The organism is Streptomyces siamensis (assembly GCF_039543605.1).
In the GTDB taxonomy this organism is placed as follows: Bacteria; Actinomycetota; Actinomycetes; order Streptomycetales; family Streptomycetaceae; genus Streptomyces; species Streptomyces siamensis.
Genome location: NZ_BAABKB010000048.1, coordinates 1 through 13,033 on the forward strand (window position 1 = coordinate 1; position 13,033 = coordinate 13,033).

12 protein-coding genes are annotated in these 13,033 nt (G+C 68.7%); 3 read left to right on the forward strand and 9 right to left on the reverse strand.

The window, feature by feature from the left end; all coding sequences use genetic code 11:
• Positions 1-362: 362 nt before the first annotated feature.
• From ABEB03_RS42835 to thyX, 3 genes are all read right to left on the reverse strand, one after another.
• Positions 363-2,048, reverse strand: a complete 1,686-nt coding sequence (locus ABEB03_RS42835) for a ribonuclease J (protein WP_345658508.1) — start codon at positions 2,046-2,048, stop codon at positions 363-365.
• Positions 2,049-2,185: 137 nt separating this feature from the next.
• Positions 2,186-3,085 carry a 4-hydroxy-tetrahydrodipicolinate synthase gene (dapA, locus tag ABEB03_RS42840; RefSeq protein ID WP_345658509.1) on the reverse strand — a complete coding sequence of 300 codons (900 nt, stop codon included), beginning with the start codon at positions 3,083-3,085 and terminating at the stop codon, positions 2,186-2,188.
• 211 nt (positions 3,086-3,296) lie between these two features.
• Positions 3,297-4,037: an FAD-dependent thymidylate synthase gene (gene thyX, locus ABEB03_RS42845; protein WP_345658510.1), complete on the reverse strand. Its 741-nt coding sequence runs from the start codon at positions 4,035-4,037 to the stop codon at positions 3,297-3,299.
• A gap of 224 nt (positions 4,038-4,261) precedes the next feature.
• On the opposite strand from thyX, the gene ABEB03_RS42850 reads away from it, so the two are divergent.
• Both ABEB03_RS42850 and ABEB03_RS42855 read left to right on the forward strand, forming a co-directional pair.
• Positions 4,262-4,501, forward strand: coding sequence for a hypothetical protein (locus ABEB03_RS42850; protein WP_345658511.1), 240 nt, complete (start codon positions 4,262-4,264; stop codon positions 4,499-4,501).
• Positions 4,502-4,591: 90 nt separating this feature from the next.
• A complete protein-coding gene (locus ABEB03_RS42855; protein WP_345658513.1) occupies positions 4,592-5,149 on the forward strand; it encodes a hypothetical protein in 558 nt (185 codons plus the stop codon).
• Positions 5,150-5,317: 168 nt separating this feature from the next.
• Here the strand turns inward: ABEB03_RS42855 and ABEB03_RS42860 are convergent, their stop codons facing one another.
• The 5 genes from ABEB03_RS42860 to rpsO all read right to left on the reverse strand — a co-directional run bounded on the left by ABEB03_RS42860 (position 5,318) and on the right by rpsO (position 10,824).
• Positions 5,318-5,770 carry a tetratricopeptide repeat protein gene (locus ABEB03_RS42860; RefSeq protein ID WP_345658514.1) on the reverse strand — a complete coding sequence of 151 codons (453 nt, stop codon included), beginning with the start codon at positions 5,768-5,770 and terminating at the stop codon, positions 5,318-5,320.
• 31 nt (positions 5,771-5,801) lie between these two features.
• The gene (gene dapB / locus ABEB03_RS42865; protein ID WP_345658515.1) at positions 5,802-6,554 is read right to left on the reverse strand and encodes a 4-hydroxy-tetrahydrodipicolinate reductase; all 753 of its coding nucleotides are present in this window, start codon (positions 6,552-6,554) and stop codon (positions 5,802-5,804) included.
• A 26-nt stretch (positions 6,555-6,580) separates the two neighbouring features.
• Positions 6,581-7,960, reverse strand: coding sequence for a M16 family metallopeptidase (locus ABEB03_RS42870; protein ID WP_345658516.1), 1,380 nt, complete (start codon positions 7,958-7,960; stop codon positions 6,581-6,583).
• On the reverse strand, positions 7,957-10,173 hold the full coding sequence (locus ABEB03_RS42875; protein ID WP_345658517.1) for a polyribonucleotide nucleotidyltransferase: 2,217 nt from the start codon (positions 10,171-10,173) through the stop codon (positions 7,957-7,959). The genes ABEB03_RS42870 and ABEB03_RS42875 overlap by 4 nt, the downstream gene beginning before the upstream one ends.
• A gap of 363 nt (positions 10,174-10,536) precedes the next feature.
• Complete coding sequence (gene rpsO / locus ABEB03_RS42880) at positions 10,537-10,824, reverse strand: 30S ribosomal protein S15 (protein ID WP_028802543.1); 288 nt, start codon at positions 10,822-10,824, stop codon at positions 10,537-10,539.
• A gap of 265 nt (positions 10,825-11,089) precedes the next feature.
• Between rpsO and ABEB03_RS42885 the strand changes: the two genes are divergently transcribed.
• On the forward strand, positions 11,090-11,386 hold the full coding sequence (locus ABEB03_RS42885) for a DUF397 domain-containing protein (protein ID WP_095937019.1): 297 nt from the start codon (positions 11,090-11,092) through the stop codon (positions 11,384-11,386).
• Between the two features lie 135 nt (positions 11,387-11,521).
• On the opposite strand, the gene ABEB03_RS42890 is transcribed toward ABEB03_RS42885, so the two are convergent.
• Entirely contained in the window at positions 11,522-13,003 is a 1,482-nt protein-coding gene (locus ABEB03_RS42890) for an outer membrane protein assembly factor BamB family protein (protein WP_345658518.1), read from the reverse strand.
• Positions 13,004-13,033 lie beyond the last annotated feature (30 nt).

Below are 13,033 nucleotides of genomic sequence, written 5' to 3' on the forward strand. Positions count from 1 at the left end.
TATCTGGCGTTGATTTTTGGCACGCTGTTGAGTTCTCAAGGAACGGACGCTTCCTTTGTACTCACCCGAGAGACCCTCTCAGGTTTTCCTCCGGGCAGTTTCCCTTCGGTCTTGCGTTTCCGACTGTATCAGATCTTTCCGATCCGATTTCCTCGGTGCTTTCCAGGTTCTCGCTCTCGCGTTTCCCTTTCCGGCGACTCCGACTTTATCAGAGATTCTGAGTCGGAATTTCCGCCCCGCTCGGGTGGTTCCAGGCACGCAGTTGTGCCGGGTTCCCGTTCAGGCGGAGCCGTAAACGTACTGGAGCGGGGCGCCCCGATGCAAATCGAGGCGCCCCGCTCCTGGTTGGCGCGTGTCCGAGGTCAGACCTCGACGACGACCGGGAGGATCATCGGGCGTCGGCGGTAGGTGTCGGAGACCCACTTGCCCAACGTGCGGCGGATGAGTTGCTGCAGCTGGTGGGGCTCGACCACGCCGTCCTGGGCGGAGCGTTCCAGCACCTCGGTGATCTTCGGGACGACGTCCCCGAAGGCGGAGTCGTCGATACCGGAGCCCCGTGCCTGGACGTGCGGACCGCCGGTGATCTTTCCGGTGCTGGAGTCCATCACCACGAAGACCGAGATGATGCCCTCGTCGCCGAGGATCTTGCGGTCCTTGAGCGCGGGCTCGCCGACGTCACCGACCGAGAGGCCGTCGACGTACACGTATCCGGCCTGGACCTTGCCGGAGATCTTGGCCTTGCCCTCGACGAGGTCGACCACGACGCCGTCCTCGGCGATCACGATGCGGTCGTGCGGGACGCCGGTGAGAGCACCGAGTTCGGCGTTGGCGCGCAGGTGACGCCATTCGCCGTGGACGGGCATCAGGTTCCGCGGCTTGCAGATGTTGTAGAAGTACAGCAGCTCGCCGGCGGAGGCGTGGCCGGAGACGTGCACCTTGGCGTTGCCCTTGTGGACGACGTTCGCGCCCCAGCGGGACAGGCCGTTGATGACGCGGTAGACCGCGTTCTCGTTGCCCGGGATCAGGGACGAGGCGAGGATGACCGTGTCTCCCTGGACGATGCGGATCTGGTGGTCGCGGTTCGCCATCCTCGACAGGGCCGCCATCGGCTCGCCCTGGGAACCCGTGCAGACGAGCACGACCTCGTTGTCCGGGAGGTCGTCCAGTGTCTTGACGTCGACCACCAGGCCCGGCGGGACCTTCAGGTATCCGAGGTCGCGCGCGATGCCCATGTTGCGGACCATCGAGCGGCCGACGAAGGCGACCCGGCGGCCGTACTCGTGGGCCGCGTCGAGGATCTGCTGGATGCGGTGGACGTGGCTGGCGAAGCTCGCGACGATGATCCGCTTGTGGGCGCCGGCGAACACCTGGCGCAGCACGTTGGAGATGTCACGCTCGGGCGGGACGAATCCCGGGACCTCGGCGTTGGTGGAGTCCGAGAGCAGGAGGTCGATGCCCTCCTCGCTCAGCCGGGCGAACGCGTGCAGGTCCGTGAGACGGCGGTCCAGCGGAAGCTGGTCCATCTTGAAGTCGCCGGTGTGGACGGCCATGCCCGCAGGGGTGCGGATGGCGACCGCGAGGGCGTCCGGGATGGAGTGGTTGACCGCGATGAACTCGCAGTCGAAGGGGCCGATGCGCTCGCGCTGGCCCTCGGCGACTTCGAGCGTGTACGGGCGGATGCGGTGCTCCTGGAGCTTCGCCTCGATGAGGGCGAGAGTCAGCTTGGAGCCGATGAGCGGGATGTCCGGCTTCTCGCGGAGGAGGAAGGGGACACCTCCGATGTGGTCCTCGTGGCCGTGCGTGAGGACGATGCCCTCGATGTCGTCGAGGCGGTCCCTGATGGACGTGAAGTCCGGCAGGATCAGGTCGATTCCGGGCTGCTCCTCCTCGGGGAAGAGCACTCCGCAGTCGACGATCAACAGGCGGCCGCCGTATTCGAAGACCGTCATGTTCCGGCCGATTTCGCCGAGGCCGCCGAGTGGGGTGACCCTGAGGCCGCCCTCGGGGAGCTTGGGCGGCGGGCCGAGTTCAGGATGCGGATGACTCAAAAGACTCTCCTCACCACGCGCGCCACGTACCTGGTAGGGCACGTGGCGCGCGTGACGTTCGTGCAGTAGCAGTTGTCTGTGTGGGGTGCAGGCCGGTGGCCTGCGGGATCATGCGTATTCAGTTGTGAAGTCTGTGATTAGAGCTGTACCCCGCCGGCGGCAAGATCGATCTTGAGCTGGGTGGTCTCCTCGGGCGACAGCTCGACCATGGGGGCGCGCAGCGGCCCGGCGGGCAGACCCTGGAGGGTGAGCGCGGCCTTGGTGGTCATGACGCCCTGGGTGCGGAACATGCCGGTGAAGACCGGGAGCAGCTTCTGGTGGATCTCGGTGGCCTTCTGGACGTCGCCCGAGAGGTAGGCGTCGAGCATGGCACGCAGGTCCGGGGTGACGACGTGGCCGACGACGGAGACGAAGCCGACCGCGCCCACGGAGAGCAGCGGCAGGTTCAGCATGTCGTCGCCGGAGTACCAGGCGAGGCCGGAGCGGGCGATGGCCCAGCTGGCTCGGCCGAGGTCTCCCTTGGCGTCCTTGTTGGCGACGATGCGCGGGTGCGCGGCGAGGCGCACGATCGTCTCCGTGTTGATCGGCACACCGCTGCGGCCCGGGATGTCGTAGAGCATCACCGGCAGCTCGGTCGCGTCGGCGATGGCCGAGAAGTGCCGGTAGAGGCCCTCCTGGGGGGGCTTGTTGTAGTACGGCGTGACGGTCAGCAGGCCGTGCGCGCCGGCCTTCTCGGCGGCGCGTGCCAGCTCGATGCTGTGGTGGGTGTCGTTCGTGCCGACGCCGGCGACGACGTGGGCGCGATCGCCGACCGCCTCCAGCACGGCTCGTACGAGGTCCGCTTTCTCCGCGTCGCTGGTGGTCGGGGACTCGCCGGTGGTGCCGTTGATGATCAGGCCGTCGTTGCCTGCGTCCACCAGGTGGGCGGCGAGCCGCTGTGCGCCGTCGAGGTCGAGTGCGCCGTCCGCCGTGAAGGGCGTGACCATGGCGGTGAGGACCCTCCCGAAGGGGGTCTGCGGAGTGGAGGTCGGAGCCATGGGTAACACGCTACTCGCTGCTCAACGCGTGGTCTGCCCTCGGGGGACACGACAAAGCACGACAAATATGGAGCCCGGCACTGCCTGCTCGGGGGTTCAAGCAGTGCCGGGTCCGTTTGATCAGGCTAGATGAACTTCTCGAAATGCCGCAATACGGACACTTCGCTCGGCTGATCCGTACATCTGTACCGCGCGGCTCGTGGGGCGCGCGCTACGGCGCCACACGACCGTTCGCATTGAAGGCCGCGTAGGTGAGCGGCATGAGCCGGGCCCACTCCTCCTCCATCCGCTCCCCGACCATCTCGATCTCCCGCTGCGGGAAGGACGGCACCTTCGCCAGCTCGTGCTGGGTGCGCAGGCCGAGGAAGTGCATCAGCGAGCGCGCGTTGCACGTGGCGTACATCGAGGAGAAGAGGCCGACCGGGAGGACCGCGCGGGCCACCTCACGGGCCACACCGGCGGCGAGCATCTCCTGGTAGGCCTCGTACGCCTGGCGGTACGAGTCCTCCATCACACGGCCCGTGAGCTCCTGCTGCGCCTGCGTGCCCTCGACGAAGACGTACTTGCCGGGGCGGCCCTCCTGGACCAGCTTGCGGGACTCGTCCGGGACGTAGAAGACGGGCTGGAGCTCCCGGTACCGGCCCGATTCCTCGTTGTACGACCAGCCCACGCGGTGCCGCATGAACTCGCGGAAGACGAAGATCGGGGCGCTGATGAAGAAGGTCATCGAGTTGTGCTCGAAGGGGCTGCCGTGACGGTCCCGCATGAGGTAGTTGATCAGGCCCTTCGAGCGCTCCGGGTCCTTCTGCAGCTCGTCCAGGGACTGCTCCCCCGCGGTGGAGACACGGGCGGCGAACAGCACGTCGGCGTCGGACGCGGTGTGCTTGATCAGCTCGACGGTGACATCGCTGCGGAAGCTGGGCTTGAGGTCGTCGGCGGGGGTGTCGGTCACGGTGCGGAGAGTCCTTCCCATCACAGGCTCGGGCGGCGCCCACTCTACGGGCCGCCTCTGACAACGGGGCGTTCGGTACCGTGCCGCGACATTCGGCGGCGAACTTCTGCGAATTCGGTGATTCTGGGCACCTCTTGAGACAATCGCTCGTCTGTATGGGTGACGGTGACTGCGTTCGAGTCACCGCCGCCCGCACACCCACGAGTCTCAGAGGAAGCCGCCCCATGTTCCGTCGGCGCGAGCCCGTCCCGTTCGCCTTCATCGCCGAAGCCGACAAGTTCCGCAGCAACGTCGCTCCCCCGCCCCGCGAGCGGGCCTCCGCCGGACAGATAGTCGGCCGGTGGCTCATAGGGCTCACCGTGGTCGCCGGACTCGCCGGTTCCCTGGTCCTCGGGATGCCCGCTCTCTCACAGGACCAGTCACCTGCCACGACGCAGCACTCCGAGGCGTCGGACGGCCGCTGACTCTTCCGGACCCCCAAGGGTGGTGAGCGGGCAGGGGGCTCGATAGCCTCACCGGGCACAGCCCATGCGTGGATCGAGTGAGGATCAGTCGTGCCCCTGCCCTTCCTGACGGCGGACCGTGCCTTTGACGAGGCGGCGGACGACCTCGCGCTGCCCTTCGACGACCTCGACCGCTGGCGGCGCCCCTACCGGCCCGGACCGTGGCGGGTGGGCGCGGCCGCGCTCGTCCTGCTGCTCGCCTCGTACGTGCTCGTCGCCGCGGTGATCATCGCCGTGGCCGGAACCCTCGCCGCGGCCGTGGCCTGTCTGACCGGCGCCCTGGTCGCGATACTGGCCGCGCTCCGGCTGCTGCGCATGGGCGTCTGGGTCAGTGCGCGGGGGCTGCGCCGAGTGGGCTTCTTCGTCACGAGCACGGCGCCGTGGCAGCAGGTCGTCGCCGTGCGGACCGTGCAGCAGCCGGTGCGCTGGCTCGGTCTGCCGCGCACCGTCCAGGGGCAGGCCCTGGTCCTCGTACGCCAGGATCGCGCCCCCGAGGACCTGCCGCCGCTGCTGACCACGCACAACGCCGACTTCCTGGCGCGTTCGGAGGCCTTCGAGCGGGCCGCGGACACCATCGAGGTGTGGGCGGACGAGTACCGGCGCGGCTGACAGGCGCGCCTGCGCGACGCGGCGACAGCAACGCCGCACGCGCCTCACGACATGACGAAAGGGCCGGTCCGCGGTGGCGGACCGGCCCTTTCGCGTCGCTCGATCCCGGTACGCAGCCCCCAAAGGCTTCGCGCCTCCCGCGCGAGGGCGGTCGAGCCGGCCTTGTGGCTACGCCTCCAGGGTTCTGCCCTCGCGCAGGGCGATGGCACGCTGCATCGCCTTGCGGGCGCGCGGGGTGTCGCGGGCGTCGTGGTAGGCGACCGCCAGACGGAACCAGCTGCGCCAGTCGTCCGGGGCGTCCTCGGTCTCGGCCTTGCGCCTGGCGAACACCTCGTCCGCCGAGTCACGGTCGATGCGGCCGCCCGCGGTGCGCTTCAGCTCGTCCACGGGCAGTCCGCCCTCGGCGTCGAGCTCGGCGGCCAGCCGGTTGGCCTTGCGGACGAACTGGGTGTTCTTCCACAGGAACCAGATACCGATGACCGGCAGGATCAGCACCGCGACACCGAAGGTGACGGTGATCAGGGTGCCGTTCTGGATGAGGAACACGCCCCGGCTGCCGACCAGGACGAAGTAGACGACCAGGACGGCGGCCGTGACGGCATAGGTGATCTTCGCGCGCATGTCTGCCAGCTATCTGTGTCCGTCCCCCGGCTCAGCCGAGGTCCAGGAAGTTTTCCAGGCCGAAGGTGAGTCCGGGCGTGGTCACCACGCGGCGGACACCGAGCAGGATGCCCGGCATGAAGCTGCTGTGGTGCAGGGAGTCGTGGCGGATGGTGAGCGTCTCGCCCTCCCCGCCGAGCAGGACCTCCTGGTGGGCCAGCAGGCCGCGCAGGCGGACCGCGTGCACCGGGACGCCGTCGACGTCCGCGCCGCGGGCGCCGTCCAGGGCGGTGACCGTGGCGTCGGGCTGCGGGGCGCTGCCCGCGCGTTCGCGGGCGGCGGCGATGAGCTGAGCGGTGCGCGTGGCGGTGCCGCTGGGAGCGTCCACCTTGTTCGGGTGGTGGAGCTCGACGACCTCGACGGACTCGAAGTACGGCGCGGCGACCTCGGCGAACTTCATGGTCAGGACTGCGCCGATGGAGAAGTTGGGCGCGATGAGCACGCCCGTCTCCGGGGACGCGGCCAGCGAGGTGTTGAGCTGCGCGAGGCGTTCGTCGGTCCAGCCGGTCGTACCGACCACGGCGTGGATGCCGTGCCGGACGCAGAAGTCGAGGTTGCCCATCACCGAGCCCGGCGTGGTCAGCTCGACCACGACCTCCGCGCCGGCCTCGACCAGCGACTCGAGCTTGTCGCCACGGCCCAGCGCACCCACCAGCTCCATGTCCTCGGCGGCCTCGACGGCTCGTACCGCCTCGGATCCGATCCGGCCCTTGGCACCGAGGACCGCCACGCGCAGCTTGCTCATTGCTTCGTTCCTTACAGAGACGGGATTTACGCGACCGCTTCGTGCAGACGGGACGCCTGCTTGTCCTTGAGCGGGCCGATGACCGACAGCGAAGGACGCTGTCCCAGGATGTCGCGGGCGACCGACCGGACCTCGTCCGGGGTGACCGCCGCTATCCGGGCCAGCATGTCGTCGACGGACATCTGCTCGCCCCAGCACAGCTCACTCTTGCCGATACGGTTCATCAGCGCACCGGTGTCCTCCAGACCGAGGACGGTGGAGCCCTGGAGCTGGCCGACGGCGCGGCCGATCTCGTCGTCCGACAGGCCGTGCTCGGCGACCTGGTCGAGCTCGTCGCGGCAGAGCTTGAGCACGTCGTGGACCTGGCTCGGGCGGCAGCCCGCGTACACGCCGAAGAGGCCGCAGTCGGCGAAGCCCGAGGTGTACGAGTACACGCTGTAGGCCAGGCCGCGCTTCTCGCGGACCTCCTGGAAGAGGCGGGAGGACATGCCGCCGCCGAGGGCGGTGTTCAGCACGCCGAGGGCCCAGCGGCGGTCGTCCGTGCGGGCCAGGCCGGGCATGCCGAGGACGACATGGGCCTGCTCCGTCTTGCGGCCGAGGAGTTCGACGCGGCCCGCGGTGCGGATGGACCGGCGGCCGTCGCGCGGGGCGATGGGGGCCGCGGCGGGGCTCCGGAACGCGCCGGCCTTCTCGAAGGCGGCACGGACCTGGCGGACGACCTTGTTGTGGTCGACGTTGCCCGCGCAGGCCACGACCAGGTGCGTCGGGTCGTAGTGCTTCTTGTAGAAGCGGCGGATGCGGTCCGCGGTGAGCGCGTTGACGGTGTCGACCGTGCCGAGGACCGGGCGGCCGAGGGGGTTGTCGCCGAACATCGTGTGCGCGAACAGGTCGTGCACGCAGTCGCCCGGGTCGTCCTCGGTCATCGCGATCTCTTCGAGGATGGCGCCGCGCTCCACGTTCACGTCGTCCTCGAGGATGAGCGAGCCGGTGAGCATGTCGCAGACCACGTCGATGGCGAGCGGGAGGTCGGTGTCGAGCACGCGCGCGTAGTAGCACGTGTACTCCTTCGCCGTGAACGCGTTCATCTCGCCGCCGACCGCGTCGATGGCGGCGGAGATGTCCAGGGCGGAACGGCGGGCGGTTCCCTTGAAGAGCAGGTGCTCCAGGTAGTGCGTGGCGCCGTTCAGCGACGGGGTCTCGTCGCGCGAGCCCACGTGCGCCCAGATGCCGAAGGTGGCCGAGCGGACCGAGGGCAGGGTCTCGGTGACGATGCGCAGGCCACCGGGGAGGGTGGTCTTGCGGACCGTGCCGATGCCGTTCGCGCCCTTGATGAGGGTTTGGGTACGGGCGACGGCCCGCGCCTCCGAGGAGGTGCGGGCCGTCGTCGTGGAGCTACTCGACGTCACTTGTCGGTGTCGTCCTTCTTCTCATCGTCGCCTTCACCCTCGATCACGGGGATCAGGGAGAGCTTGCCGCGGGAGTCGATCTCGGCGATCTCGACCTGGACCTTCTGGCCCACACCGAGGACGTCCTCGACGTTCTCCACGCGCTTGCCGCCGGCGAGCTTGCGGATCTGCGAGATGTGCAGCAGACCGTCCTTGCCCGGGAGCAGCGACACGAACGCACCGAAGGTCGTCGTCTTCACGACGGTGCCCAGGTAGCGCTCGCCGACCTCCGGCATGGTCGGGTTGGCGATGCCGTTGATCGTGGCGCGGGCGGCCTCGGCGGCCGGGCCGTCGGCGGCACCGATGTAGATGGTGCCGTCGTCCTCGATCGTGATCTCGGCGCCGGTGTCCTCCTGGATCTGGTTGATCATCTTGCCCTTGGGGCCGATGACCTCACCGATCTTGTCCACGGGGATCTTGACCGTGATGATCCGCGGGGCGTTCGGGGACATCTCGTCCGGCGTGTCGATCGCTTCCATCATCACGTCGAGGATGTGGAGGCGGGCGTCACGGGCCTGCTTGAGGGCCGCGGCCAGGACGGAGGCCGGGATGCCGTCCAGCTTGGTGTCGAGCTGGAGGGCGGTGACGAACTCCTTGGTGCCGGCGACCTTGAAGTCCATGTCGCCGAAGGCGTCCTCCGCACCGAGGATGTCGGTGAGGGCGACGTAGTGCGTCTGGCCGTCGATCTCCTGGGAGATCAGACCCATGGCGATACCGGCGACGGGGGCCTTGAGGGGCACACCGGCGTTCAGCAGCGACATGGTGGAGGCGCAGACCGAGCCCATGGACGTCGAGCCGTTGGAGCCGAGGGCCTCGGACACCTGACGGATCGCGTAGGGGAACTCCTCGCGGGTCGGCAGGACCGGCACGATCGCGCGCTCGGCGAGCGCGCCGTGGCCGATCTCGCGACGCTTCGGGGAGCCGACGCGGCCCGTCTCACCGACGGAGTAGGGCGGGAAGTTGTAGTTGTGCATGTAGCGCTTGCGGGTCACCGGGGAAAGGGTGTCCAGCTGCTGCTCCATGCGGAGCATGTTGAGGGTGGTGACGCCCAGGATCTGGGTCTCGCCACGCTCGAACAGCGCCGAACCGTGGACCCGCGGGATGGCCTCGACCTCGGCGGCGAGCGTACGGATGTCCGTGACGCCGCGGCCGTCGATGCGGATCTTGTCCTTGATGACGCGCTCGCGGACCAGCTTCTTGGTCAGCGCGCGGTACGCGGCGGAGATCTCCTTCTCGCGGCCCTCGAACTGCGGGAGCAGCTTCTCGGCGGCGATCTCCTTGACGCGGTCCAGCTCGGCCTCGCGGTCCTGCTTGCCGGCGATGGTGAGCGCCTGGGCGAGCTCGCTCTTGACCGCGGCGGTCAGGGCCTCGAGGACGTCGTCCTCGTAGTCCAGGAAGATCGGGAACTCGGCGGTCGGCTTGGCGGCCTTCGCGGCGAGGTCCGACTGCGCCTTGCACAGGACCTTGATGAAGGGCTTCGCGGCGTCGAGGCCGGCGGCCACGACCTCCTCGGTCGGCGCCTCGGCGCCACCCTTGACCAGCTGGATCGTCTTGTCGGTGGCCTCGGCCTCGACCATCATGATCGCGACGTCGCCGTCCTCCAGGACGCGACCGGCGACGACCATGTCGAAGACGGCGTCCTCGAGCTCGGTGTGCGTCGGGAACGCGACCCACTGGCCGTTGATCAGCGCGACGCGGACGCCGCCGACCGGGCCGGAGAAGGGCAGACCGGCCAGCTGCGTGGACGCGGAGGCGGCGTTGATCGCCACGACGTCGTACAGGTGGTCGGGGTTGAGCGCCATGATCGTGGCGACGACCTGGATCTCGTTGCGAAGGCCCTTCTTGAAGGACGGACGCAGCGGACGGTCGATGAGACGGCAGGTGAGGACCGCGTCCTCGGAGGGACGGCCCTCGCGGCGGAAGAAGCTGCCGGGGATCTTGCCGGCGGCGTACATCCGCTCCTCGACGTCCACCGTGAGGGGGAAGAAGTCGAGCTGGTCCTTGGGCTTCTTGGAAGCGCTGGTGGCCGACAGCACCATGGTGTCGTCGTCCAGGTACGCGACGGCGGAGCCGGCGGCCTGCTTGGCCAGGCGGCCCGTCTCGAAGCGGATGGTGCGGGTGCCGAAGGAGCCGTTGTCGATGACGGCCTCGGCGTAGTGGGTCTCGTTCTCCACTAGCGTTTTCTCCTCGTCTTCGTCCTGTCCTGCCCGTGTGGCAGGGGGACGGTGGCGGAGAGACGCGCCTTCTGGTGCGGGCCGGTCTTCGATCGAAGCACCCGGGGCTCGCTTTCCCCCGGGGGCCACTACCGAGGACCGGCGGCGGCGAGGTGCGCTTCTCCTCGTTCGTGTCGTGACGGGCCCTGCCCGGCGGGCACGGCCCCATCACGCTGTGTCGTACGTGTTGTGTCCTGCGTATTGCGTTGTGCTACCACACTACAAAGCGTCAGTGACACTCCGCACGTACAGAGACGTACAGCAGCACGTACAGCAAAAGGAGCGGTCCCCAGAAGATGTGGGAACCGCTCCCTTCACGGCGTCTTACTTGGCGCCCGCCGCACCGCGGCGGATGCCCAGGCGGTCGACCAGCGTACGGAAGCGCTGGATGTCCTTCTTGGCCAGGTACTGCAGCAGGCGGCGACGCTGACCGACCAGGATCAGCAGACCACGGCGGGAGTGGTGGTCGTGCTTGTGGGTCTTGAGGTGCTCGGTCAGGTCCGAGATGCGGCGCGAGAGCATGGCGACCTGGACCTCGGGGGACCCGGTGTCACCCTCCTTCTGACCGAACTCGCTGATGATCTGCTTCTTCGTAGCGGCGTCGAGCGACACGCGTACTCCTCGTAGTCTCTGAGTGGCCACCGAGTGCCCCTGGTCCACTTCTCAGGGGAGCTTCCGTTACTCGGGAGGCGGGGATCCGCTGGGCGCGGCCTCCAGAGCGCGAGGCTCCGGGGGTGCGTACACAAACGGCCGTCACACAGGGTACCAGCCCGGCAGGACCCGCCCGTCCGCCTCCCCGAACCCGGCCGGCCGCGCGGACCCGGCCACTACTGTGACGGCACAGGTCAGTCGCACGTGGGGAAGGGGCCGCCGGAACATGGCCGAGGAAGCGGACAAGGACGTGAAGGCGCGCAAGGAGCGGGAGAAGAACGAGCTCTACGCCCTCGACATCTCGGGCGTCGAATGGCACAGCGCGCCGGGTACGGAGGAGCACGAGGAGCGGGTCGAGATCGCGTATCTGCCCGAGGGCGCGGTGGCCATGCGGTCCTCCCTCGACCCGGACACGGTCCTTCGGTACACGGAGGCGGAGTGGCGGGCCTTCGTGCTCGGTGCGCGGGACGGGGAGTTCGACCTGGAACCCGCGCCGCACAACGGCGGTCCGGCGACGCTCTAGCGGTCCCGGAGGCACCGCGGCGCGAGGGGCCGGCGGGGACGGACGAGGGCCGGCGCGGGACGGAGTCTCCGCGCCGGCCCTCGTCTCCGTGACGGGTCGGCCTCCTCGTGACGGGTCGGCCTTCGCCGTGACGGGTCAGCGCACGTTTCCGATGCCGACCGCGGCCGGCACCGGGTCGTCGGGGTGCGCGGCGGACGCCGAGAGCTGGCGGGGCGAGAAGAACGCCCTGCCGTGCTCGAAGCGGATGTCGGACCACTCGGGGGTCTCCATACGAGTGGTGCCGTCCGGCAGATTGAAGAAGAGGAACGGCGTCTGCTTCCCGGTGGCGGGATCGATGCTCACGACGGCGGCGGGTCCGACCATGTCGGCACTCGGCCGGTAGGCCAGGAGCTGGTCCCCGTTCATCTTCACGGGCCACAGCGGCTGGAGCGGCCGCCCGTCGAACTTCCGCAGGCTCTTGCCCGTGTGCACGTCGTAGGCCACGATCCAGTTCTCCGGCTGGTCGATCTCGCCGTCGTCCTTGCTCGCCACGAACAACGCGTCCTTGCCCACGACCAGCGCGTAGCAGTTCTCCATGGCTCCGAAGTACTGCGTCCCGTCGAAGGAGCTGCCGCACATCGGATCGAAACGGCCGCCCTTCATGGAGATGGTGGCGCTGTGGCGGCCCTGGTCGTCCAGGGTGATCAGGTCGGTCACCGTGTAGTCCCCCGCGCCGACGGCGATGACCGGTGGATCGGAGGACGGCAGGTAGACCTCCGAGATGTTCTTCGTCATCTTGTAGGTCCACTGCGGCTTCCCGGTGCGCGGGTCGATCTTCTGCACCCGGTACGCGTGCTCGGACTCGTCTCCGCAGCGCAGCAGGACCAGCAGGCTCCGGCCGCCGGCGAAACCCTTGTCCTCGCACGTGGTGACACCGGTGCTCTTCCACAGTTGCTTGCCGTCGACCATGCCGTAGGCGACGGAGCCGTTGCCCCACGCCACCGCCACCGTGCCGCGCGCCATGGTGAGGTTCGTGTTGGTGACGTACGCGCTCTTCGCGTCGGGCATCGTCGCCGTCCACAGCTTCTTGCCGGTGTCGAGGTCGAAGAAGACGACCTCGTCGCAGACACCGGCGTCCTTGGTGCCCTTGCGCTTGGCCGGCTGGACGACGACGGCGGTACGTCCGTCCGCGGTGACGTGTTTCGTCGTCGCGCAGATGTGCCCGTCCAGCTCGATGGTCCAGGCCTTCTTGTCCCATTCGCCGAACTTGAAGCCCATGAGCTGGTTCTTGATGCCCTTGGCGAAGATCTTGTCGGTCGCCCAGGTGCCGGGGGCGTACCGCGTCTCGTCGTCCTTGAACTTCTCCTCGTCGTAGTCGACGACGAGTTCGCCCTCCGGCGTGCGCGGGACCCGCTCGACCGTCTCCCTGATCTCGTCGGGGGCCTGCGGGACCGCCACCGCCTTCTTCGACGGACCGTCGTCACCGTTCGCGTGCATGAGGAGCCAGCCGCCCGCGCACAGCGCCACCACGAGTACGGCGGCCACGACGCCGAACAGCCTTGTGCGGCGCCGTCTTCGCTGGTTGTCCGCCGTCAACGCGGACTGGGTGTACGGGGAGGGAGGCGGGCCGAAGCTCACGCGGAGAAGTCCTTTCGGAGGGAACCGTTC

What these genes read in the sequence shown, in the direction of transcription:
- dapA (WP_345658509.1), bottom strand. Translation starts at nt 3,085, where the DNA reads ATGGCTCCGACCTCCACTCCGCAGACCCCCTTCGGGAGGGTCCTCACC.
- ABEB03_RS42850 (WP_345658511.1), top strand. Translation starts at nt 4,262, where the DNA reads ATGTTCCGTCGGCGCGAGCCCGTCCCGTTCGCCTTCATCGCCGAAGCC.
- ABEB03_RS42860 (WP_345658514.1), bottom strand. Translation starts at nt 5,770, where the DNA reads ATGCGCGCGAAGATCACCTATGCCGTCACGGCCGCCGTCCTGGTCGTC.
- dapB (WP_345658515.1), bottom strand. Translation starts at nt 6,554, where the DNA reads ATGAGCAAGCTGCGCGTGGCGGTCCTCGGTGCCAAGGGCCGGATCGGA.
- ABEB03_RS42885 (WP_095937019.1), top strand. Translation starts at nt 11,090, where the DNA reads ATGGCCGAGGAAGCGGACAAGGACGTGAAGGCGCGCAAGGAGCGGGAG.